General features: G+C 57.6%; 20 protein-coding genes and 1 tRNA gene. 3 read left to right on the top strand and 18 right to left on the bottom strand.

Going from position 1 to position 22,967, the window contains the following annotated elements; genetic code table 11:
* Positions 1-15: 15 nt before the first annotated feature.
* From HMPREF1249_RS00275 to HMPREF1249_RS00255, 5 genes are read right to left on the bottom strand one after another with little or no spacing between them, the layout of a single operon-like run.
* Complete coding sequence (locus HMPREF1249_RS00275) at positions 16-741, bottom strand: pseudouridine synthase (protein WP_008521440.1); 726 nt, start codon at positions 739-741, stop codon at positions 16-18.
* A complete protein-coding gene (gene scpB, locus HMPREF1249_RS00270) occupies positions 722-1,324 on the bottom strand; it encodes an SMC-Scp complex subunit ScpB (protein ID WP_008521441.1) in 603 nt (200 codons plus the stop codon). The genes HMPREF1249_RS00275 and scpB overlap by 20 nt, the downstream gene beginning before the upstream one ends.
* Positions 1,293-2,036, bottom strand: coding sequence for a segregation and condensation protein A (locus HMPREF1249_RS00265; RefSeq protein ID WP_008521442.1), 744 nt, complete (start codon positions 2,034-2,036; stop codon positions 1,293-1,295). Before HMPREF1249_RS00265 ends, scpB begins: the two co-directional genes overlap by 32 nt.
* Positions 2,033-3,037, bottom strand: a complete 1,005-nt coding sequence (gene trpS / locus HMPREF1249_RS00260; RefSeq protein ID WP_021775614.1) for a tryptophan--tRNA ligase — start codon at positions 3,035-3,037, stop codon at positions 2,033-2,035. The genes HMPREF1249_RS00265 and trpS overlap by 4 nt, the downstream gene beginning before the upstream one ends.
* A 28-nt stretch (positions 3,038-3,065) precedes the next feature.
* The gene (locus HMPREF1249_RS00255) at positions 3,066-3,866 is read right to left on the bottom strand and encodes a Nif3-like dinuclear metal center hexameric protein (RefSeq protein WP_008523022.1); all 801 of its coding nucleotides are present in this window, start codon (positions 3,864-3,866) and stop codon (positions 3,066-3,068) included.
* A 325-nt stretch (positions 3,867-4,191) separates the two neighbouring features.
* Between HMPREF1249_RS00255 and HMPREF1249_RS00250 the strand changes: the two genes are divergently transcribed.
* Both HMPREF1249_RS00250 and HMPREF1249_RS00245 read left to right on the top strand, forming a co-directional pair.
* Positions 4,192-4,962 (top strand): amino acid ABC transporter ATP-binding protein, encoded by a 771-nt coding sequence (locus HMPREF1249_RS00250; RefSeq protein ID WP_021775622.1) that lies wholly within the window; start codon positions 4,192-4,194, stop codon positions 4,960-4,962.
* Positions 4,952-5,605 (top strand): amino acid ABC transporter permease, encoded by a 654-nt coding sequence (locus HMPREF1249_RS00245; protein ID WP_008521446.1) that lies wholly within the window; start codon positions 4,952-4,954, stop codon positions 5,603-5,605. The genes HMPREF1249_RS00250 and HMPREF1249_RS00245 overlap by 11 nt, the downstream gene beginning before the upstream one ends.
* Before the next feature lie 43 nt (positions 5,606-5,648).
* Here HMPREF1249_RS00245 and dnaJ read toward each other — a convergent pair whose 3' ends face one another.
* The 5 genes from dnaJ to hrcA are packed head-to-tail and all read right to left on the bottom strand — an operon-like array spanning position 5,649 to position 10,380.
* Entirely contained in the window at positions 5,649-6,824 is a 1,176-nt protein-coding gene (dnaJ, locus tag HMPREF1249_RS00240) for a molecular chaperone DnaJ (protein WP_021775619.1), read from the bottom strand.
* 15 nt (positions 6,825-6,839) lie between these two features.
* Positions 6,840-8,678, bottom strand: a complete 1,839-nt coding sequence (dnaK, locus tag HMPREF1249_RS00235) for a molecular chaperone DnaK (protein WP_008523025.1) — start codon at positions 8,676-8,678, stop codon at positions 6,840-6,842.
* Between the two features lie 60 nt (positions 8,679-8,738).
* Entirely contained in the window at positions 8,739-9,209 is a 471-nt protein-coding gene (locus HMPREF1249_RS00230) for a nucleotide exchange factor GrpE (RefSeq protein ID WP_231366862.1), read from the bottom strand.
* A gap of 5 nt (positions 9,210-9,214) precedes the next feature.
* Positions 9,215-9,352 carry a hypothetical protein gene (locus HMPREF1249_RS08050; protein ID WP_021775615.1) on the bottom strand — a complete coding sequence of 46 codons (138 nt, stop codon included), beginning with the start codon at positions 9,350-9,352 and terminating at the stop codon, positions 9,215-9,217.
* 5 nt (positions 9,353-9,357) lie between these two features.
* Positions 9,358-10,380, bottom strand: a complete 1,023-nt coding sequence (gene hrcA / locus HMPREF1249_RS00225) for a heat-inducible transcriptional repressor HrcA (protein ID WP_008521450.1) — start codon at positions 10,378-10,380, stop codon at positions 9,358-9,360.
* A gap of 205 nt (positions 10,381-10,585) precedes the next feature.
* Here hrcA and HMPREF1249_RS00220 point away from each other — a divergent pair, with 205 nt between their 5' ends.
* Positions 10,586-11,230, top strand: a complete 645-nt coding sequence (locus HMPREF1249_RS00220; RefSeq protein ID WP_021775626.1) for a histidine phosphatase family protein — start codon at positions 10,586-10,588, stop codon at positions 11,228-11,230.
* A 73-nt stretch (positions 11,231-11,303) separates the two neighbouring features.
* Here HMPREF1249_RS00220 and HMPREF1249_RS00215 read toward each other — a convergent pair whose 3' ends face one another.
* The 8 genes from HMPREF1249_RS00215 to HMPREF1249_RS00175 all read right to left on the bottom strand — a co-directional run bounded on the left by HMPREF1249_RS00215 (position 11,304) and on the right by HMPREF1249_RS00175 (position 22,890).
* Positions 11,304-13,049, bottom strand: coding sequence for a carbon starvation CstA family protein (locus tag HMPREF1249_RS00215; protein WP_039872960.1), 1,746 nt, complete (start codon positions 13,047-13,049; stop codon positions 11,304-11,306).
* Between the two features lie 163 nt (positions 13,050-13,212).
* Entirely contained in the window at positions 13,213-13,713 is a 501-nt protein-coding gene (locus HMPREF1249_RS00210) for a hypothetical protein (protein WP_021775623.1), read from the bottom strand.
* 1,263 nt (positions 13,714-14,976) lie between these two features.
* Positions 14,977-16,596 (bottom strand): amidohydrolase, encoded by a 1,620-nt coding sequence (locus HMPREF1249_RS00200; RefSeq protein ID WP_008523034.1) that lies wholly within the window; start codon positions 16,594-16,596, stop codon positions 14,977-14,979.
* A gap of 32 nt (positions 16,597-16,628) precedes the next feature.
* Entirely contained in the window at positions 16,629-17,945 is a 1,317-nt protein-coding gene (locus HMPREF1249_RS00195) for a Na+/H+ antiporter NhaC family protein (RefSeq protein ID WP_021775621.1), read from the bottom strand.
* 1,269 nt (positions 17,946-19,214) lie between these two features.
* Positions 19,215-19,289 (bottom strand) — tRNA-Val (locus HMPREF1249_RS00190).
* A 60-nt stretch (positions 19,290-19,349) separates the two neighbouring features.
* On the bottom strand, positions 19,350-20,642 hold the full coding sequence (locus HMPREF1249_RS00185; protein ID WP_021775620.1) for an adenylosuccinate synthase: 1,293 nt from the start codon (positions 20,640-20,642) through the stop codon (positions 19,350-19,352).
* A gap of 5 nt (positions 20,643-20,647) precedes the next feature.
* Positions 20,648-21,574, bottom strand: a complete 927-nt coding sequence (locus tag HMPREF1249_RS00180) for a divergent polysaccharide deacetylase family protein (RefSeq protein WP_021775628.1) — start codon at positions 21,572-21,574, stop codon at positions 20,648-20,650.
* On the bottom strand, positions 21,571-22,890 hold the full coding sequence (locus HMPREF1249_RS00175; RefSeq protein WP_231366859.1) for a S41 family peptidase: 1,320 nt from the start codon (positions 22,888-22,890) through the stop codon (positions 21,571-21,573). The genes HMPREF1249_RS00180 and HMPREF1249_RS00175 overlap by 4 nt, the downstream gene beginning before the upstream one ends.
* Positions 22,891-22,967: the final 77 nt, after the last annotated feature.

Genomic DNA, 22,967 nt, shown 5'->3' with positions numbered 1-22,967 from the left:
CTTGACCAAGAGGCCTTAGACCCGGCCGCCCTGGCGTATCATTTTCCAAAGATCTTTGAGCGTTACCTCAACAAATTCCCCGCTTTTGAGGGTTCGCAGCTCCATGCGGCCTATCGCCCGGCGGAACAGCACCTCAACGGTCATGCCGCAGCCTTCGGCCATCAGGCGGATTTCCCGCTTCACCCCTTCGCCAAGGACAAACGTCGCCCACTGGCCTTCCGGTCGGCGGTCGGGCAAAAGGTCCACCGACAGAGGAACGAGACGGCGCCCCTCAAAAACCGTCCCACCCCGGAGGTTTTCCAAGTCGGCGGCGGTCAGAACCCGGTTCATTCGTACCTCGTAGGTCTTCGTCACGCCGTTTGACGGGTGAATCAGGTCGTTGGCGAAGTCCCCGTCGTTGGTGAGAATGAGGATTCCCTCGCTCTGCAGGTCCAGCCGGCCGACAGGAAAGAGCCGCAACCGGTCGTAGCTTCGGGGAAGCAGGTCAAGCACCACCGGGTAATCGGGGTTTGTGACGGCGCAGATGTAGCCGCGAGGTTTTCTGATGACAATGTACGTCTTGGCCTCAACGTGAACTTCCACGTCGTCCACCGCCACGGCGTCCCCGTCCTCTACCTGATGGCCTAGGTCGGAGACCAAATACCCGTTCACCGTCACCCGGCCGGCGGTGATGAGCTGTTCCACCTTGCGCCGGGAGCCGACGCCGCAGGAAGCGAGATATTTATTCAGCCGAACCGTCATGCTCCTGCTCCTCCTCGCCGCTGGCGGTTATTCCCCGCTTGATCGCTTCAATTTCTGCCACGGTGGGCAGGTCGGACACGGCGGACAGGCCGAAGACCTTTAAAAATTGGTCAGACGTCCGATACAAGAGCGGTGAACCCGGGGCCTTGCGCCGTCCGGCAATCCGCACGAGCCCATGACCTAGCAGGGTTTCAAGCGCCCGATCGCTTCGAACGCCCCGAATTTCCTCCACGTCGCCGCGGGTCACCGGCTGACCGTACGCCACGACGGCCAGCGTCTCAAGGGCCGCCTTGGACAGCCGAATCTGGCTGGACGCGTCGCCGGTCCTGTAGCGATCGATCACGTCGCCCAGATCGGGCGGCGCGGCCATGTACCACCGGCCTGCCAGCTCAACCACTTCGACGCCTCGGCCCTGCGTGTCGGCCAGCGTCTCAAGGGCCGCCTTGACGGCCGACGGCGGCCGGTCAGCCGCGGCGGCCAGCTCGGAGACGGTACAGCCTTTGTCGCCGGCGACGAAAAGGACCGCTTCAACCCGCCTCAGCGTTTCCGGCTCAGGCGGCGCGGAGGGAGATTTGTACGTCACCGAACGTCACCTCCTGCGCCAGAGTGATCATGTTCCGCCGGGACAGTTCCAAAAGAGCCAATAAGGTCACCACCAGCGGCCCCCGCCCCGGATCGTCCGACAGCAGGGCCCGCAGGGACGTGGGCCCGACGACAGCAAGCCGCTCCATGACGCCGTCCATTCTCTGCTGAACCTGCTGTTCGTCGGGGATAGCCAGCGGGACGCCGCCGATTTCGTCTTCCCAGTGCTCGGGTTCCCAAGCGGCCTCGGCCGCCGCCCGACGCCGCTCGTAGAGGGAAAGCCAAGTGAGGGAAAGCCCCATCAGGTCGCCCAAGTCGAACGACGCGGGAAGCGGCGAAGCGTCTTTAAACGCGCGGCCGGCCGCCTTTTCGTACAGCTCTGCCAGCAGGCCGGCGGCCTTGCGGTACGGCCTGTACCCTTGGAGAAACTCCTCCAAGTTCATCTCCCCGTCGTCGTCCGGCTCGTCGCTTGCCGGCTCTTCCGGTCGAGGAAGCAGTTCTTTCGTCTTCTGGAGCACCAAGCGGGCCGCGCCGGCGATGAAACTGGCCAGCTCGTCCAAGTCCACCTTTCCGCACTCGGCAAGCCAGGCGCCGTACAGCGAGACCACCTGTGAAACCTTCACGTCGGCGGCCCGGATTTCCTGACTTTCAACCATATGGCACAGCAGGTCGAGCGGGCCGGAAAAGCCTTCGATTTCCAGCCGAAAGGTCACTTCCGGTACGGGTGAATGAAGCCGATCGCCTCGCGGGCTTCGGCCATCGTGCACTCAGCCACGGCGCTGGCCCGCGCGGCGCCGTCAGCCAGAATATCTTCCATCAGCCCCGGCTGGCTGGAGAAGCGGTCGCGCCGATCCCAAATCGGCGTCATCATCTCGTTCAGCCGATCCGACAGAACGCGCTTGCACTGAATGCAGCCGATCGCGCCAGCCCGGCAGTCAGCCGCCAGCTGGCATTTGCTCGCCTCGTCGCCATTGAAGACCTTGTGCAGGTCCCAGACCGGGCACTTGTTCGGATCGCCCGGGTCGGTCTTGCGGATTCGCGCCGGGTCGGTGACCATGGTGCGAATTTTCTCCCACAGCGCGTCGGCCCGATCGGAGATCATCAGGCTGTTGCCGTACGACTTGCTCATCTTCCGCCCGTCCGTGCCCGGAACCTTCGGCGTCGCCGTCAGCATGATCTGCGGCTCCGGGAACACGGGCCGGTAAAAGTTGTTAAACCGGTTCGCGATCGCCCGCGCCAGCTCCAGATGAGCCGTCTGGTCCTCGCCGACCGGCACGTCGGTCGCCTTGTAGATGAGAATGTCAGCGGCCATCAGCACCGGATATCCTAAAAAGCCATACGTGCCTAAGTCTTTATTCGACAGGTTGAGAATTTGTTCCTTGTAGGTCGGGCAGCGTTCCAGCCAACCCAGCGGCGTCAGCATGCCCAGCGCCAACGCCAGCTCCACGTGCTGGTGCACGTGCGACTGGAGAAAAATCGGCGACTTTTCAGGGTCAAGCCCCACAGCCAGCCAGTCGAGCAGGACTTCCTCGCAGTTGACCTTCAGGCTCGTCATGTCCGCGTAGTTGGACGTCATGGCGTGCCAGTCGACGATCCCGAAGAAGCACTCCACGTTCGGGTCGCGCTGCAATTTCAGCCAGTTGGTCAGCGCCCCCGCCATATGTCCAAGGTGCAGTTTGCCCGTCGGTCTCATTCCGCTGAAAATCCGTTTCATTTCATTTCCCTCTTTCTTCTCGTCGTGCTCAGTCTTTATGTCTTCCCGAGCCCCTCGCCGCCCACTGGTAGTGGGACGGCGTCTCGGGCAGGACGCGCACGTCAAAACCGAGCCCTTCAACTCGGCGAGCTAAATCGCTCATTGACGGCGCTTCCATTTCTCCGTGGTCACAAAGCATGAGGGCCAAACCAGAGGCCAGAGCCTCGACGATCTGATGGTGCTTCATCTCGCTCGTGGCGTACAGGTCAGCGCCTCCTTCAAGGGCGTCCTGCCACAGATCCCCGCCTGAACCGCCGCACAGCGCGACCCGCCGAACCTCTTTCGTTGGGTCGCCTGCCAGCCGGTATCCAGACAAGTCCCACGCGCCTGCCAACGCAGCGGCAGACGCGCAAGCCGGGCAGGACTCAGGCCATTCGCCCATGCCGCCCATGCCGAACCCACCCGGCATAGGCCTCAGCCCTCGAGCCGACAGAAGGCCGGCTCGGGCCAGCAGTCCCTCGTTTACCCCGCCTCGCGCCGAGTCCCACGGCGTGTGCCAGCCGACGACGGCGACGCCGAGGCGGAACGCCTCGCCGGCCGTCTGAGCGACGAATCGGCTCGTGTCCAAGTCCGCGAGGGGTAAAAAGCAGAGCGGATGATGAGCCACGAGGACGTCACAGCCCTCGCGGCTTGCCACTTGAACGCTCTCGACCGTCGCGTCGAGACAAAATCCGACGCGGCTACAGCGCCACGACGCGCCGCCCAACTGAAGGCCGGAGTGATCCCACGGCTCGCTCAGCGCCAGCGGAGCGATGCTGTCCAGCGCTTGAAGCAGGTCAGAAATTTTCACGGCGTTCACCTCCAGTCGGCCCGGCGCAGTCCGGAGACGACAAAAACGCCTGCCGCGACGACGCCGCGAGTCAGGGCTCGTCTGGCAGGCCTCCTATGTTGCCTATTATAGACAATTTCAGCTTGTCTGCCAACTAAGAGCCGCCCTTTCTCCGCTCTTCTTTATCAGCCCAACTGAAGATAGGCCCAACCAATTTGCTATTGGCCAAACGCGGCCAGCCGAGTGACCTAAAGTAAAACTTTAGTTTACTTTATGTTTTTTTATCTACCCTCTTTCAATTTCATGTTCCGTACCGTATAATGGCAGCTCGGTGGAGGTGAGGCCTTTGGCTCATGCAATAGTCGTCCAGGATCTGCACAAGTCTTTCGGCTCGTTGAACGTGCTGAGGGGCGTTTCCCTGTCGGTTGAAGAGGGGCAGGTCGTCACGGTGATCGGCCCGTCAGGATCGGGCAAAAGCACGTTGGCCCGATGCATTGCCCGGCTTGAGAAAGTTGACAGCGGTTCTATTGAGGTGTGCGGCAAGCGCCTGAACGAGTCGATGACCAACGCCCAGCAGTCCGAGCTGATGGGCATGATTTTTCAGCAGTTCAACCTGTTTCCTCACCTGACGGTGATGGAGAACTTGGTGCTGACCCAGTGCAAGGTGCGCCGCAAGAGCGCGCGGGACGCCAGAGAACTGGCCCTTCGTCTGCTGAGCAAGGTCGGCCTAGCCGACAAGGCGGACTGGCGGCCAGGCCAGCTGTCCGGCGGCCAACAGCAGCGCGTGGCGATCGCCCGGGCGCTGTGCATGGAACCTAAAGTAATGCTGTTTGACGAGCCGACGAGCGCTCTCGACCCCGAGCTGGTCGGCGACGTGCTGGACGTGATCGCGTCCCTTGCGGACTCGGGAATGACCATGCTGGTCATCACCCACGAGATGGCGTTCGCCCGGGAGGTCTCCGACCGGGTGGTCTTCATGGCGGACGGTCTGGTGGTCGAAGAAGGGGCGCCTGAACAGATCATGGCACACCCGACCAAGGAGCGGACTCGGCTGTTCTTGCAGCGAATGCTGTCCCATCACGGCGAAGTCACGGAGGGAACCCATCATGACGCTTGATTTCTCTGTCCTTCTGCCCTACTGGCACCTTTTCCTGAACGGCGCGCTGGTGACCGTGAAGGCGTCCCTGTTCGGCGTGCTGATCGGCACGGCCGGCGGCCTGTTCGTCGGGGCGTTCCGCGTTCTGCCATTCGCCCCACTTCGCTGGCTCGCTTGGCTGTACATCTCGGTCCTGCGGGGCACGCCGCTGATGGTTCAGCTCTTTTTAATCTACTTCGGCCTGCCTGAGCTGGGCGTCAACTTGGACGCCTTTTTGGCCGGCGTCTTGGGTATCGGCATCAACTCGTCGGCTTACGTGGGCGAGATCGTCCGGGGCGGCATCGAGTCGATTCCCCGAGGCCAGTGGGAAGCCGCCAAGGTTTTGGGACTGTCGTACTGGCAGAGCCTGTGGACCATCATCATGCCCCAAGCGGTCCGCAGCATGCTGCCGGCAATCGGCAACGAGTTCGTCGCGCTGATCAAGGAGTCGTCGCTGCTGTCGGTCCTGGCCATCAGCGACCTGACCCAAGCGGGACAGCAGGTGCGCAGCGTCACCTACGCGTCGTTTGAGAGCTTCATCGTCGTCGGGCTGGTCTACCTGTTCCTGACGAGCGCCGCCACCGGAGCGCTCTCGCTGCTGGAAAAGAAGTGGCACACCAACTAACGAAAAGCGCGTCCCCTCGCCGTGAGGGGACGCGCTTTTTTCGTCACTTCTTTTTGCTTCGGCGCTTTTTGGTCCCGCCGAAAATTTTTCCTAACAGGCTTTCGCCGTCACCCTTGTCCTTCGCCGACGGTTCTGCCTTCTCTTCCTGCTCCGAGGGTCCGTCAGGGGAAATTGCCTGCCGAAACGCCTTCAGCGCCTCCTGAGCTTGAGCCGACAGCTCCCTGCCGGCAGGGACTTCCAGTTCCACGTGAACGTACAGGTCGCCGCGGCCGAACGAGCGAAGACGGGGCATGCCCAGCCCCTTGAGGCGGACGACGCTCCCCGGCCCAGTGCCGGCTGGAATTTTCACGTCCGCCAAACCGTCGATCAGAGTTTCCACTTTCAGCGTCGTGCCGAACACCGCGTCCGGGTAGGAAACCCGCGCGGCGCAGTGAAGCTCGTCACCGTCCCGGGTAAACCGCGGGTCGTCAGCCACGTCCATCAGGATAAAGAGGTCTCCGGGCGGCGCGCCGCGTTCTCCCAGCTCGCCGGCACCGGCGACGCGAAGCCGTACGCCCCGGTCGACGCCGGGCTGAATCTTGATCTCCTGCTCTCTGGTCTTGCGGACTTTGCCGGTTCCGCCGCAGGAGCGGCACTTGTGGGCGATCAGCTTTCCCGTGCCGCCGCACCGCGGGCAGGTGAAGACCGACCAGCTCTGACCGAACAGGGTGTTGACCCGCGACCTGACTTGCCCTGTCCCGCCGCATTCCGGACACGGCTGGGGTGCCGTGCCCGCCTCCGCTCCCGTGCCGTCGCAGTCGCTGCAGGGCTCGAATCGTGGGATACGAACCGTTCGGGTCGTTCCCTTGGCCGCCTCTTCGAGGGTGATTCGCAGGGACATCTGAAGGTTCGCGCCCTGTCGGGGGCCGCTCTGCTGGGCTTCGCCAAACCCGCCAAACAGGTCAAACAGGTCGCCAAACAGGCCGCCGCCGGATCCGAAGCCGCCCGCGCCGGGCTCGGGAGTACCCCACTGGTCGTAGTTGGACCGCTTTTCCGGGTTGTTAAGGACCGAGTACGCCTCGTTGATTTCCTTGAATCGCCGTTCAGCGTCCGCGTCACCCGGGTTGGCGTCAGGATGACAGGAGCGGACCTTCTCCCGGAAGGCCCGCTTGATGTCCACCTGTGTTGCCGTCCTTTCAACGCCGAGGACGGCGTAATAGTCTATCTGAACCGCCGCCATAGCCGACCGGCGCGATTAGTCGCTGAACTCCGCGTCGACTGTGGTGTCTCCGTTTTTGCCGCCCTGATTGGAACCAGCCTGACCGCCCGCGGCACCGCCGGCGCCGGGCTGGCCGTTTGTGCCGTTCTGCTGGTACAGCCGGACGGACAGTTTCTGAACTTCCGCGTTCAGCGCCTCGCTGGCCTTCTTGATGGCGTCCAAGTCCTCGCCGCCGAGAACGCCCTTGAGGGCCTGGATCTTCGCGTCGACGGTGCCCCGCTCTTCTGCCGTGACCTTGTCGCCCAAGTCCTTGAGCAGCTTTTCGCTCTGGTAAACCTGGCTGTCCGCCAAGTTCCGAGCCTCGATGAGGTCCCGGCGCTTAGAGTCCTCGGCCTCGTGGGCTTCCGCTTCGGACTTCATCTTCTCGATGTCGGCCTTGGAGAGGTTGGACGATTGAATGGTGATCTTCTGGGCCTTGCCGGTGCCCTTGTCGGTGGCGCTCACGTTCAGAATGCCGTTGGCGTCGATGTCAAACGTCACTTCGATCTGAGGGATGCCCCGCGGCGCGGGCGGCAGGTCGGTCAGGCTGAACGTGCCGAGCAGCACGTTGTCGGCCGCCATGGACCGCTCGCCCTGAAGGACCTTGATTTCAACCGACGGCTGATTGTCCGCCGCGGTGGTGAAAATCTGGCTCTTGGACACCGGGATCGCCGTGTTGCGCTCGACGATGCGGGTGCAGACGCCGCCCAGCGTCTCGATTCCCAGTGACAGCGGCGCCACGTCGACGAGGACGATATTCTTGTCCGTCTGGCCGCCCAGAATAGCGCCCTGAATGGCCGCGCCGGCAGCGACGCACTCGTCCGGGTTGATGCTCTTGGTAGGCTCTTTCTGGAGCAGCTCTTTGATCTCCCGCTGAACGGCGGGCATACGGGTCGAACCGCCGACCAAGAGGACTTTTCCGATGTCGGCCGGGGACAGTTTGGCGTCCGCGAGGGCCTTTTTCACCGGCTCAACAACCCGGGCCAGCAGGTCGCTGGTGAGCTCCTCAAACTTAGCGCGGGTCAGCTTCATCTCCAAGTGTTTGGGGCCGTTGGCGTCAGCCGAGATGAACGGCAGGGAAATCGTGGTTTCCGGCAGGGACGACAGCTCGATCTTGGCCTTTTCCGCCGCCTCGCGGAGCCGCTGCATGGCCATCCGATCGGCCGACAGGTCAACGCCCTGGTCTTTTTTGAACTCGGCGGCCATCCAGTTGACGATTCTCATATCCCAGTCATCGCCGCCCAGCTTGTTGTCGCCGTGGGTAGCCAAAACCTCAAACACCCCGTCGCCCACGTCCAGCACCGACACGTCGAAGGTGCCGCCGCCAAGGTCAAACACCAGAATCTTGTGCTCGCCCGACTTGTTCTCGCCGTAAGCCAGAGCGGCAGCGGTCGGCTCGTTGATGATCCGCAGGACTTCAAGGCCGGCAATCGCGCCGGCGTCCTTAGTGGCCTGACGCTGGGCGTCGGTGAAGTACGCCGGAACGGTGATGACCGCCTGTTTTACTTCCGTTCCCAAGTACTCCTCGGCGTCGTGTTTCAGCTTTTGGAGAATCATCGCGGAAATCTCCTGCGGCGTGTACTTGCGGCCATCGACCGTCACGGTGTAGTCCGTGCCCATATGCCGCTTGATCGACATGATCGTCTTATCCGCGTTGACAATCGCCTGCCGCTTGGCCAGCTGACCGACGAGACGCTCTCCGTCCTTTGCAAAGGCCACAACCGACGGAGTAGTCCGAGCCCCTTCGGGGTTGGGGATAATCGTGACGTTCTCGCCTTCCATCACCGCAACGCAGCTGTTCGTCGTTCCCAAATCGATACCAACAACTTTAGCCATATCAATCACCTCTTGGATAAATATCGCGGCTGCCCGTTTCGGCGCCGCCGTCGAGTCGTTTTATTCCTGCGCGCCGGCTTCAGGAGCCGGCTCTGGAGTCTCTTTGAGCCGACCAACCCGCACCTGCGCGGGCCGAATTGCCGTGCCGTTCATGCTGTACCCCTTGCGGAACACGTCGATGACCTGTCCGTCCTGAGCCGGGTCATCGGTCTCCACCAGAGCGACCGCGTGATGAAGGAGCGGGGAAAACTCCTGTCCAGTCGGGTCGATAACCGTCACGCCCAAAGTTTCCAAGGCGCTCAGAAACTGATCCCGAACCATTCTCACGCCTTGGCAGATCCCTTGGCCGTCGCCGCCGGCCTCAAGCGCCCGCTCCAAGTTGTCCAGAACCGGCAAGAGGGCCGTGACAGCCCGCTCAGAACCTTGAGCCTTCAGACGCTTGAATTCCTTTTCGGCCCAGTTGCGATAGTTAATCCCGTCGGCCTGAGCCCGAGCCGCCAGCTCGCGGAACTGATCCCGCTCCGCCTGCAGACGCGTCAGCTCCTCAGAAAAATCAGGAGCCTTCGGCTCCCCCCAGCTTGAGCGGACGCTTCCTGCGCGTCCGTCCCGCCGGCGCCTTCCTGAGAGGCCTCTTCCTGCGGCGTTCCGCCGGCCTGCTTCTTCTCTTCGTCCATCCCTTTTACCTCCCGTCGTCGCCCGCCGGGTTCAGAGCCGACAAAACGGCGTCAAGAATCGCGATCGAGCGCTGATAGTTCATGCGAAGCGGGCCAATCAGCCCGAGAACGGCCTGCCGCCCCCGAGACGATGACGACGCCATGACGACCGAACAGTCCTTCATCGCGTCGGCCCGGTTTTCCGGCCCAATCGTCACCCGTATGCCCTCAGGAGCCGCGTAATCGGTGATCAGGCTTTCTACCGCGTCACCTTCTTCAAGAAGGCGTAGCAAGCCTTGAGGCTGTTCGAGCCGGCCGTCCTCCGCCGCCTGCAGCACCTGAACGGCGCCGCCGGCCGACACGGTCAGCCGCTCTCGGTCCATGATCTCCTCCAGCCGGTCCAGCGTGTCGTCCATCGCCGTCCGCTCGGGAACTGACCAGTGAGTCAAAAACTCGCCCAACGTCCGACGGGCCTCACGCCACGTCCGGCCGCGAAGCTGATGGTTTAGCGCTCCAGCCAGATCGTCCAGAGCCTCGTCGGTCAGCTCTGCCGGCATCGGCAGGCGAGCATGCCGTACCCGACCGCCGTCAAAAACGAGAATCACCAGCGTGGAAACGCTGGAAACCCGGACGAAATCAACCTTATGCACCCGCAGATCGTCCAAAACGCGAACCGCCGCCACGCTCAGGCACCGGGTCAGACGGCTCAGAAACCGCGACACCTCGCCGAGCCGCTCGTCCAGCCCCTTGAGCTGCAGGTCAAGTCCTGAAACCAGCTCGCCCATATCGCTCATTTGCGGAGCCGGCCGATGCAGGATCGCGTCCACGTACAGCCGGTACGCCCTCGACGTGGGCAGCCGTCCGGCCGAAGAGTGAGGCTTGCTGAAGTACCCAAGCTCCTCCAAGTCGGACATCTCGTTGCGAACCGTCGCCGGACTGTGGTCTGTCAGGTACTTTTTAGAAAGAGTCCTTGACCCTACCGGCTCGCCGGTCTGAATGTACTCGTAGACTAACGCCAGAATGATCTCCAGCTGACGCTCGGTGAGCAAGCCATCACCTCCTTATTAGCACTTGAGTATTATGAGTGCTAACGCTCGAAACACGCTAAGAATAGCAAGGTTCGACCATATTGTCAATACTGGTCAAATTCGTTTGACCGATCCGGCGGTCAGGAAAAAAGCTGGTTTCACGCCGCGTTTCGACAGATCGGGTACAATGGGACGGACACGATTTGACGCAGAAAGGACGACTCTTATGACTGATCAGACGAGAACCCTTATCTTCCTAATTCGGCACGGACAAAGCGACGGCAACCGAGAAGGCCGGTTCCGCGGACGGCACGACTTCCCGCTCGACGAGACAGGACTCCGGCAGGCGGAGGAGGCGGCGGCCGCCCTCAAAAACGCCCCCATTCAAGCGGTCTACTCCAGCCCGCTGGTCCGGGCCGTGAGCACGGCCGAGCCGATCGCCCGCGCCCTTGGGCTTGGCGTCGAGCTCGTCCCCGGACTGACAAATATCTCCCTCGGCAGCTGGGAGGGCGTCAAAAAAGACGAAATCGCCCGACGGTTCCCCGAACTGTGGCATTTATGGCTCACCGATCCGGAGTCACTGGCCGAGCCGGGAATGGAGACGCTTCAGCAGGCGGGGCGCCGGGCAAAAAAGGCCCTAGATGAACTGGTTCGGCGGCACGCCGGGGGAGCGTTTGCGGTCGTCTCTCACCGGTCGGTTATCAAGCCCATGCTGGCCGAATGCCTTGGCATCGGCCAGCCGTCCTTCTGGCGGCTGGCGGTGGACGCCGCGTCCATATCCCTCTTGGCCCATGAGCCGGACAGAGGCTACATGCTACTGTTCCTCAACCGAACGAATCACCTGACCAAAACGGAAATCGACTGGAACTGATGGAAAGAGGGCATACAAAAAGGCCTGGTGCATATGCACCAGGCCTTTTTGCGTGCAGGAAAGGGATGATATCTTATTTTTTCTCGGCCGGCATGTAATTGGCATTCTTGAAGCTGGTGATCAGTAGAGCCAGAGCGAGAATAACCAGAATGGTCGGCATGATGCCCAACAGGTAGTTGGGCTTGGCCGCGTCGATCAGGTTCGACTTGATCATCAGAACCAGCGCGCAGAACGTGGTGACGAACATGAACCAGAACGGGATCGTCAGGAACTTGTTGTCCTTCTTCAAGCCCTTGCGGACCCAAACAGAGATGCCCAGCAGCGACAGGGCGGCGACCAGCTGGTTGGCAGAACCGAACACGGGCCAAATAGCCTTCCACGCCGGGATAACGTTGCCCTTGACGTCGTGAGCCTGGACAACCACCAGAAGCAGAGCGGCAACCACGGCGAAGATCGTCGCCGCGTACTTGTTGATCTTCATGTTGGAGATTTCCTGAATCTCGTACCGGGTCAGACGGGTCGCGGTGTCAAGCGAGGTAAGCAGGAAGCTGTTGATGGCGATTGCGCCCAACCGCACACCCAGCTCGTAGTTGCAGCCGATCAGCTCAGCAAAGCGGCCGAACCCCTGAGAGAAAATGATGACCGGGTTCAGACCGACGGCCTTCTCCTTGCCGACGACCATCAGCGTGCCCAGAGCGATGACGGCGACAAGACCTTCGATTAACATGGCACCGTAGCCGACCAGCACGGAATCCTTTTCCTTAGCCAGCTGCTTCGCCGTCGTGCCGGAGCCGACCAGCGAGTGGAAGCCGGAAATAGCGCCGCAGGCCACGGTGATGAACAGCATCGGCCACATGCCCACGTTGGACAGGCCCATGAGAGGCTTCGACGCGTCGTAGCTCATAATCGTGTTGCTGTTCAGGTGCGACCCGAAGAGCATGCCGATGGCGCCGACGATAACCGCGAAATACAGGAAGTAAGACGCCAAGTAATCGCGAGGCTGAAGCAGAAGCCACACAGGCAGAATGGAAGCCAACAGGATGTAAATGGACAGCACCCAGTACCAAACCAGCGTGGACTTGGCCGCGTTGGCCTTGATAGCAGCCGTCAGAGCGTCCCCTTCAAGTCCAGTGGTGGGAAGATAGGAGACAAACGAGCTGAACGGATGCTTGAACGCCTCGGTCAGAGCCGGCGTGTTCTCGGGAGAGACGTGCACGCAGGCGTAGCCGATGATGGCCAGCATGACCACCGTGGTCACCCAGAGCGGAAGCTTGGTCCGGTACATCAAAAGCCCGGCGACGACCGCCAGACCGATGTACAAGCAGGAGACGAAGGCCACTGCCGCGTCGTTGACGAACGTGCCGACCGACAGGGCAAGAAACACGGCGACGACGAGGATCAGCGTCAGAATGGTGAAGCAAAGGAACAGGATCTTGCCGGTCCGCCCCATCCAGTGCTCAATAACCTCACCGATCGATTTGCCGTCGTGGCGCAGCGACGCGACCAGAGAGCCCATATCGTGCGGGCCGCCCAAGAACGTCGAACCAACCATGCACCAAATCAGCGTGGGGAACCAGCCCCAGACCATGGCAGCAGCGATAGGCCCAGTGATCGGGCCGGCGCCTGCGATGGACGAGAAGTGGTGTCCCAGAAGGACTGCCGGGTGCGCCGGACAGTAGTCAATCCCGTCATACAGCCTAACCGCCGGAGTTTCACAATCGTTTGAAAGGCCGTACGTCTCGGACATGAAGCGCCCGTAGAACTTAAAGCCAACGAGGAACACAGCGGCTGCACAGATGAACATCAACGCGAACGTCAATTCTCCCACCTCCAAGTAAGTCTTCAGACTTTCGTCTTCTGCCCTCCGCCCCTGCACAGACCGCCATCTCGGAGGGATTACGTATATTTTACCGCGTTATTGCCGTTCAGGGAAGTCCTCATCAAAGGAAAATTGAACTAACTTATCACGCATATTTCCAAATTCAGACGGAATCCCGCTCGTGAACCTCCTGACTCCTTGCCGCCACCTCTGCGGCAACGCTCTCGATATCCGGCTGAAGTCCGGCCGGAGTTCCGTCGGCGATGCCCACAGCTTGGTCGACCAGATAGGCCAAGTCCACGACGCCCTTCGCCGGAGAACCGCTCCCCAGAGCATACCCGTACGCCTCAACAAACCCGCCGAACCCCAGCCAGATGGACCGCTTCCTTTCAAAGTTCTGGCCCCCCGACGAGACGAACAGGTATCGGTGAGTCATGACTTCCGACTGGTGCTTCGTTCCCCGAAAGAGACGCTTCACGTCGCCGTCCTCGTACCGCCAGACGATGAAGTCGTTCACGTAGTACCGTCCGACTTCGCCCAAGATCCCCGCCTTGATAAACGTCACCTTCCGATATAATCCCTCGGCCGTGCCACTCTGCCACGGCTCAAACCGCCAATGGTCCCACAGCACCTTCGCTGCCCCGAGACGGCTTTGGTCAACCATGCCTGCGCCTCCTTTTCCCCGCTTCATCCTCAGCCGTTGAGAGCCGACACCGCCCCAACGACAAATCGGATCCCAGCAACTCGCCTTCGTCTCTTGTATTATACGAGTTACTCAAGCGTCAAGGAAAGGCCGTCTGATACCTCGGCAATCGGCTGGTTCGTCCATGAGTCTCCCGAGCGTTGTGGAAAAGCCAGTCCTTCCCGCCGCTCCGTTTGTCCAGTCCGTTTGTTCTGGCTGTGCAACCGCCGAAGCTGTTGAACCATAAAACAGCTGCCCTTGCCGCCGCGAGCCCCGCCGTCCAGCGGGCACAACCGCTGTTAAATTTGCTGAAGCGAATAAAAACTGCATATTTATCCTGACCTGCCAATTCGTGGTACTTTCGATGAAAAGGATAGCTTCCAGCTGTAGGATTCGTATGTCTTTTACAGGTTGCGCCGCAACAGCCTGCAAAAGCGCAGCGCAGCAAGACAGCTTCATCACGCGCCCTCCTTTGTGAACGCCGCTTCCGCCCAACCGGAAGCGGCGCTTCTTTTTTAATGATCTAATGATACAAGCTCTGTTAAGCTGATGCCGTAGACATGTCAAATCTCTACTCTTCTTTGAGGCTATATTCACCGAAATTTGATACCTCTTATCTCCGGGAAAACGTGGTGCCATTTGTTGTTATCAATTAAACAATTTCTGATCTTGCATTTTTTTGAAACTTGCTGTGACTGGGGGCAAATGGGAAGACATACTACCGACTGCAAGCATATTCGCTCAAAAACATCAGTATCTTCATAATTATTTCTTTTTCCGAATGAGCGTTCTCACTCTTCATCGCGGAAGGACATCTCAAGTTATTTGTTATTTGCTGTACACGGAAGAAACGCTTTAATCTCTGAATTGTTTATAAAAATATCCACTCGAAAATAATTCTGCAACGCCTCCGTTAAGATGATAAAGCCATGGCTTTGTCTTATTAATCCCGTTTTTAATTACTGAGTATAAAAGCGACCTTTTAGAAATCGACGAAGTAAGTTTTATATTATGAACTCGCGGTTTGGCTCATCAGCTGTGCTTGATGAAATCGTCAGGGGAAGAAGCGAAAAATGCCTCAGCAATGAATTGGAAAATTTTTCTCTCAATCAAGTCGGATCAATTATTCGTGTTATCCTCAAAGCCATGTATCGGCAACAAAAAACGAGAGATTCAGCACAAACGCTAAACCTCTCGTAGCTTAGGACCATATCCAGTGAGGACTATAATCTTTACGGATATATTCTAAGACTCAAAAACTATCCGACCGTTAGAGACTGTGAGACAAGGTTTCGTTTCAAGTATCTGCCATGGATCGTCAAGGGAGAATAGGTTTTTATCTAGGACGACGATATCAGCGTATTTGCCGCACTCTAATGTCCCCAACTTGTCTTCCATAAAAGCGCCATAGGCTGAACCATAGGTATAGGCTTTGAGCGTCTCACTCAGCCCTATTTTTTCGCTGGGATTCCAGCCTCCACTAGGCTTACCATCATTATAAAGCCGTGTGGTAGCGCGGAATACAGCTAGCATTGGGTTGAGTTCGTAAATTGGGAAATCCGTCCCAAACTGAACATGTGCGCCGGTTTCCATTATTGAACGTATAGGCCAAGTACCTGCGGCTCGGTCTTTACCAAGCCTGTCAAAATACGGGTTATCATCAAAGCTGTCGCACAATGAAATGTGGTTCGGCTGCATAGAGGCCACAACTCCGAGCTGCACAAATCTCGGAATATCCTCTTTCTTAATGATCTCAATGTGTTCTATCGTGTGCCTAGAGTCGCGTTTCCCATTTTCAATTTGTGCTTTTTCGTAACAGTCCAAGGCACGTCTGACAGAACCGTCGCCGCAGGCGTGCATTCGAACGCGGAATCCCTCCTTGTCGGCAGCGACAACCCTTTTTTCAAGCTCTTCTTTAGTAATACGGCTTGAGCCAATACTGTCCGGTTTGTCTGAATAAGGATCAACCATTAAAGCTGTCCAGCCCGTGGCTGTGCCGTCTACTATGTGTTTCAGCCCTGAGAACGAAAAAACATCCGAATGATACATCTCGCGCAGTTTCCGAGGACGCTTTAAGTCACCCGTCAGCCCCACAGCCACAAAGAAACGCGTCGTTAATTTTCCTTCGCGCTCAAACTCCCGAAGTATTTCCAGGTTGCCAATGTCAATATCAGATCCCTGGTAGCACTGGATATTGCTTATGGCTGTGACTCCAAGTTTTTTTGCTTTGTCTAAAAATTCTTGGAGGATTTCGCCCTGCACGCACATGGGCATATCAAAAGCTAAAGCAGCCACTACGAGCATAGACTCTTCAGAAATATACCCCGTCAGCTCGCCGTTTTTGTCCCGCTCTAAAAGCTCCGGCTTAAGCTCCTTGTGGTTTGCTATGCCGCTCTCTTTGATGGCAGCAGAGTTTATCCATGCTGAATGGCCCTCGAGGTTGATTAGATATACTGGCTTATCGGGGAGCTTCGCATCAAGTGAATGCTTGCTTGGGTTGTTCTGCGTTCCCCATGTAAGATTTGACCAGTCAGTACCCACAATCCAGTGCAGCTCAGGATGGGCATCAGCAAAGAGTTTCACTGTGTCAACGGCCTCAGCTTCACTCCTGCATTTGGAGAGGTCAACTGCTCGGGCAAAGATTCCACCAAGGAACGCATGCACATGCCCATCAAAAAAACCGGGCATGATCAACTGCTCTGGATACTCCTTCACAACTGTGGCAGCCCCCATATACTCACGGGCTTCTTCGGGCGAACACACGCTAATAATTTTGTTGCCTCTTATACAAACAGCTTTCCGAACAGGATAATCTTCAAGACCGGTAAAAACATGGTCGCCGGTGATAATCAAGTCAGCTTCCATAATACTGGCCCCTTTCAGAACGCTCGCCTGATTTAAAGGACAAAACCGCCAACTGCGTACAGCACGCACGCGACGCCGGCGCCGATAAGTGCGTAAGGAAGCGTCGTCATACCGTGATCTGCAGTAGTGATGTTAAGCGCTCCACTGTTCATGATCAGCGCATCGGAAAACAGACAAGTCTGAGAGCCAAATGCTGCTGCTGAGAACACGGCACCGACAGTTAAGAATACGTTAACGCCCATACCCTGCGCAAGAGGAATAACTATTGGCAACATAACAGCCGCCATGCTCCAGAAGCAGCTGGTAACGTAAGCATAAATCATGCAGACGATGAAGGTAACCACGGGAAGTAATCCGCCCTTCATGATAGGACTGACGACGCTGATAATATAGTTTGCAAGCCCCAACGTGTCGTTTGCATCTTTCAGAGTAAAAGCGACGATGAGCAGCGTATCAATAAACACCATATTCTTCATGCCCTGCATGAGGGTTTTGAAGAACTCGTCGTACGTCATGGTCTTCGTTGCCATAAAGACCACGAGACAGACAACGATCGCTGCCAGAATTCCGTAAAGCATCTCGTTTTCGCATAGAAGAGTGACAAGAACGAGCGTGATGACAGGCAGCAGGAAGTTGAGCAACATCGGCTTGTCTTGCTCTTCTTCAGTCTCCTCGTTGACCAAGACAGGAGATATTTTCTTCATGGCGCCAATAGCAGGAATGATGCCGATGGCAAAGAACAGGGAGACTAGCATTCCTAACCAGCAGTAGAACAGATATGGAATGATAGCCAGATACGCGTTATAGCCTGTTCCGTTAACAGTTAAACCGGAAGTTTCCAGAAGACCCGCAAAGAAAACGACCCATGAGGATATAGGAACTACACAGCAAAGGTTCGCTGCGTTGGCGTTAACAATATAGGCCAACTCCGTTCTCTTAATACCATGGGAGTCGGCAACCCCCATCATAGTCGGCCCGACGGTCAGGTTGTGAAGATAATCGTCGAGGAAGAATACACAACCCAAAAGCCACGTGATGACCAAAGACCTTTTGCGAGTATTTGTATATTTCAGCGCCACTTTTGTAAAGCCACGCAAGCCTCCTGATTTTTCCAGCAAGGCAATCAGGGCACCAAATAAGGTCACCACGAGGATAAGCCATATCATATGGGATGAACCCATAACTTTATATAGGGTTGCTACCCAACGGGTGATAAAAGATCCCTTATACAAAATAACATGTCCGACCAATGCCGCGACAAGCAAAGGCTCGAGAGACTTCTTCGTAGCAAAAGCCACAATAAACAGAACCGTTACCGGAACAACAGAAATCAATCCCCAGTTTTCCAAAATAGCCCCTCTATTCTTTTAATTTGCATACTTTGAGCGCCTGAAACAGTCCTCAAAAATTAATAACTAAATTGTCGGAAACACCCCTCCTTTTAGCGCAAATTTATTCATTTTTATTCCACTGCCAAAACATGACAAGAAAATACCGCCGAGAATGCGGCGTTAGCCTGAATCTCTATTGCACATGTTTCCGTCTCATGCATGAATTAGCCCATCTTCAACACTGACGCGAAGGTTTAACACAGTTACCCCAAAAAATATCTTGTGAGATATTCCTTTTTGTGTAACGACCGTTGTTCAGAAGAATTCCACAAACCACTTGCAATATTTACCCTTAACGGCAAGAGCATGAACACTGAGTGTAACCGTTCAGAGTTTTCTGAGCTTCAGTGCAACTCAGTTTCCCAGTAGATAAATACGCATGAAAGTACTCCGATACTTCATATTCATGCTCTTTTTCGCTGCCCATAATGAGTCCAAGTCACAGACTACAAGCGAGACTGCCGAAATATTCGCCTAGTTATCTGCCAGCAAAAATGCCACTCATTCGTATTCTTTCCGCCGTCGCGTTTGCAAGATTCTCTAGATTCCTGCTCGCGAAAGACCCTCTCTGGGAGCGTTACAGCTAAGTTGTCTTCAACCTTTTAGACGGCGTTTTCTGTTTCAGATATCGGAATTTTTCCGCTGTGGCTTTAGTCTCTTTCATCGTGCGACTCTTCCGCGCGGACTGAATTGAACGTTTCAGCCAAAGTCGATGCTGTCAGCAAAGCGTCTCACCTACAACAGTGGCCATGGCAAACGTCTCCATAGGTAGGACATAATATAATTTTGTAAAAATTACGCGTTGCCTTCTTGCTTTACTCAAATAAAGCTATAATCAGACCACTCAATGAATTAGCAATGAATAATCTTGTTAACTTATACCCCCCTCCGAAAAATGTCAAAGGGTAAGTTGAATTTTTTTATCAAAACCGTATTGAGATGCATAGCAGGCCCTTCGAGCCTTAGTCCAAAAATCGACCGTGGCTCGGCTCGAGTTAAGTGAGAAGTACTAAAGCTGCTGCGACAGTCATTACACCAGAAGCTTCATCATCACTTCCAGCAACAGCTTATGCGTTTCTAATCGAGAGACGGACTATTAAAATTCACCATACGCTCTGGGACTCTTCATATCGCGATACCGCGTGCGTTAACAATTAAAATGCACCCGTTTTGAGCGCCAATAAAAAAGCCCCGCCGGGAGCAACCCGGCGGGGCTTCTATTTTTGATGGTGGGCGATACAGGGTTCGAACCTGTGACCTCTTCCGTGTGAAGGAAGCGCTCTTCCACTGAGCTAATCGCCCGAACACAGGGCATTATATCGGTTCAGCGGGAAATGTGCAAGTTTTTATTTCAGGAATACGTTACTTCTTGACGGAGATGTACTGATCCCGCTCGCTGCCGACGCCGATCATGGTGACCGGAACGCCCGCTGCTTTTTCAATGAGGGCCACGTAGTCCCGCGCCGCTTGGGGCAGGTCGTTTAGTGTCCGAGCCGCAGAGATGTCCGTTTTCCAGCCCGGAACCTGGGAGTAGACGGGCTGAACTCGGGACAGGCCCGCTTCCGACGCGGGGAACTGAACTGGAGCCTCTCCGTCGCCGGCCGTATAGCCGTTGCAGTACCGGATTGTGTCAAAACTGCTCAGCACGTCGAGCTTGGTCAGGGCCAGTTCGGTGATTCCGTTAATACGGACGGCATACCGAAGGGCAACCAAGTCCAGCCAACCGCAACGGCGCGGCCGGCCGGTTGTCGCGCCGTACTCGCCGCCGCCGGCCCGAAGCGCGTCTCCGTCTTCGCCGGTGTCTTCTGTGGGGAACGGGCCGCTGCCCACTCGAGTGGCGTACGCTTTGACGACGCCGATGACCCGGCTCACGCTGGCTGGACTAATCCCAAGCGAGACGGGGCCGAATCCTGCAACTGTGTGGGAGCTGGTGACCATCGGATAGGTGCCGTAGTCGACGTCAAGCAGAGTGCCCTGCGCTCCTTCCAGCAGGACGGTCTGTCCGTCGTTCAGGGCTTCGTTGACTTCATAGGACGCGTCGGCGACGTACGCTTTTAAGCGCCGCCCCCAGCTCAGGGCTTTTTCGTACAGCTCGTCAAACGGCAGCGGGTGCTGGTCATACACCCGGGTGAGAAGAAGGTTCTTCTCGTCCAGCGCCGATTCCAGCTTGGTCCGGAGCAGATCGGGATCCAGAAGGTCTTCTACCCGAATGCCGGTGCGGGCGTACTTGTCCACGTAGCACGGGCCGATTCCCCGGCCAGTCGTGCCGATTTTGTGGCCGGTGGATTCGCGACGTTTTTCCTGAGCCTGGTCGAGCAGCTTGTGATACGGCATAACGACCTGGCAAGCCCGGCTGATGACAAGGCGCGCCCGATCCATGCCTTTTTTATTGAGAGCGGTGATTTCCTCTTCAAACGTGTCAGGGTCAAAGACGACGCCGCTGCCGATGACACAGGTTTTACCGGCGTAGAGCATGCCCGAGGGCAGCAGGTGAAAGACGTACTTTTCCTTGCCGACGATGACTGTGTGTCCAGCGTTGGCCCCGCCTTGGAAGCGAGCAAAGACGTCCACCCCCGCACCGAGAGAATCGACGATACGGCCCTTGCCTTCGTCGCCCCACTGGGCGCCGATTAACGCGATTACCGAACCTTTCATTCTTCTTACCTCCTAGCCCCCTCTTCGGGGAACCACAGCTGATGCAATGGGACAAACTGCACGCCGCCAAACTGTTGAGAACAGACCCACCGCAAAAACGGCAGCGTGCCGGTTCGGGCATGACAGATGGCTATTCCGACGCCACGGCTTCGAGCTATGCGAAGCGCTTTGGCGAATTGCCCTTTCATGTAGTCCAAGTTGCTGACCCCATCGATAAACGCCATATTTGCCAAGGCCGGGACGCCGTACTTGGCGACGGTGCTCCGGGCTACCGATTTGCCTGACGTCCGGCTGTCAAGGAAACCCCAGCCGTTCTGGTCGGCCATGGCGGCCCCGAAGGCTTCCATGGTGTTCTGGCTTGACGTGGCCTTGGATCCTCGGTGATTGTTCACCCCCAGAGCTCGGGGAAACAAACTGCGCATCCGTTCGACTTGACGCCGAACTTGCTCCGGTGAGCTGTCCGTCCCAATGAGGTAGTCCCGATGGCCGGCCGGATCAATGATCGCCTGCATGGGCAGGTGGACGATGTACGGCTGGCCGATTTTGTCGGCCAGATGGGCGCAGCTCAGGCTGGCCGAACAGTCCGGCATGATGGCCCATGTGAACGACCGGCTGGGGCCGCCAAGGGAAGCAATTTGTTGCGCAATCGTCAGGCTGGTCCCAAAGTCGTCGATCACGAGAGCCATCAGGGCTTTGCCGCTCCGTTCTCCCGGTTCCCTGCCCGCCTCCGGCTCAACGATCGTGGGCTCAGGGCTGGGAAGGGTCCCCAAATTTTGCGGGGCTTCGCCTGAAGGAGCTTCTGCACCGCCTGAAATGACCAGCACGGGCAGAGGCTGCTTTTGCGGCGCCGGCCGGGCCAGGGCCAAGGAAATGGAGACCAAGGCTATGACAGCAAGCAGGACAGCGCAGGCAATGAAGGTTGGACGCCTCATTTCTTCAGGGGCGCCGGCTCCTTCGCGTCAGGCTTTTTGACCGGTTGATTTTCTGAAGTTTTCTCGGAGGACTTGGGCGCTTCCTTCCCGGCGTCAACCTGCTCGCCTGCAGCCGGCTGGACCGGCTTCGCTGGGACAATCTGTTCCCTAGTTTCGCCGGCGACAAGCCGATCGAGGATTTCTTCCGCCTTTTTAAGCTGCTGGTCCTCGCCGAGGGCTTTCAGCCACTTCCTGTCGCTTTCGGCCTTTTTCTCTTCCGGGGTCATTTCTTCCCACGCCGCCTGTTCGCGCTTACTCTCTTTCTGTTCGGCGTCCATCTGAGAAGCGGTTTTCTCTTCCTCAGGCAGCTTATCCTCAATGTCCGGCGTCAGGCCCACGTGGTCGATCAGCTCGCCGCTTGGCGTGTAGTACCGGGCGATGGTGACGTAGAGTCCGGCGCCGTCAGCCAAGTTGAACAGGGTCTGGACTGAGCCCTTTCCAAAACTCTTCTCCCCCACAAGGATCGCCCGGCCGCGGTCCCGCAGGCAGCCGGAGACGATTTCCGAGGCGCTGGCGCTGCCCCCGTTGATCAGGATGACCAGCGGTTTGGACGTGAGAGTTCCGGGCGTCGCGCTGATGGAGTCGTTGGCTTTTTCAACCCGTCCTTTGGTGGAGACGATAGGGCCGTCGTCCAGGAAGAAGTCGCAGATGGCCGTCGCAGCGTCAAGCAGACCGCCGCCGTTGTTTCGCAGGTCCAGAACGTACCCTTTGACCTTTTTTCGCTCCAAGGCTTTGATGGCCTTTTTCAGGTCATCAGCCGACGTGGCGATAAACTGGCTGAGCCGCAGGTATCCCACGCGGTCGCCGACGACGGTGAATTTCACTGACGCCAGCTTGATGTTCTCGCGTATCATGCTCATTTCCAGCAGCTGGTCGACGCCTTTGCGGCGCACCCAAACTGTGACCTTTTTGCCCGCTTCACCGCGAAGCATTTTAACCACTTCGTCCAGTTTTTTGCCAACCACGTTCGTCTCGTCTACTTTGACGATCTCGTCGTTGGTCTTGAAGCCGGCTCGGAACGCCGGCGTATCGTCAATCGGGTTGATGGCGACGACCATGTTATCTTTTTGGGACACGACGAGTCCGATGCCGCCGTACTCGCCTTTGATGTTCATCTCTTCCTCTTCCAAGTCCTTCGGTGTGACAAAACGGGTGTACGGGTCGTTCCACGCCTGCACCATGCCGCGGATTGCGCCATAGACAGCGTCCTGGTCTTTGGCAGGCTTCTGGGCGCCGTCAACCTGATACGTTTCGATGATCGTGCGGACTTGTTTCATCAGCCATAGTTCCTCTGGGGTAAACGGAACTATCTGATCCCACGTGGCGCCCTGACAGGCCGCCGGGACGGCGGCCC

The sequence above is a fragment of the Jonquetella sp. BV3C21 genome (assembly GCF_000468895.1).
GTDB classification, from domain to species: domain Bacteria; phylum Synergistota; class Synergistia; order Synergistales; family Dethiosulfovibrionaceae; genus Jonquetella; species Jonquetella anthropi.
This window is presented reverse-complemented; position numbering and strand designations above follow the sequence as displayed.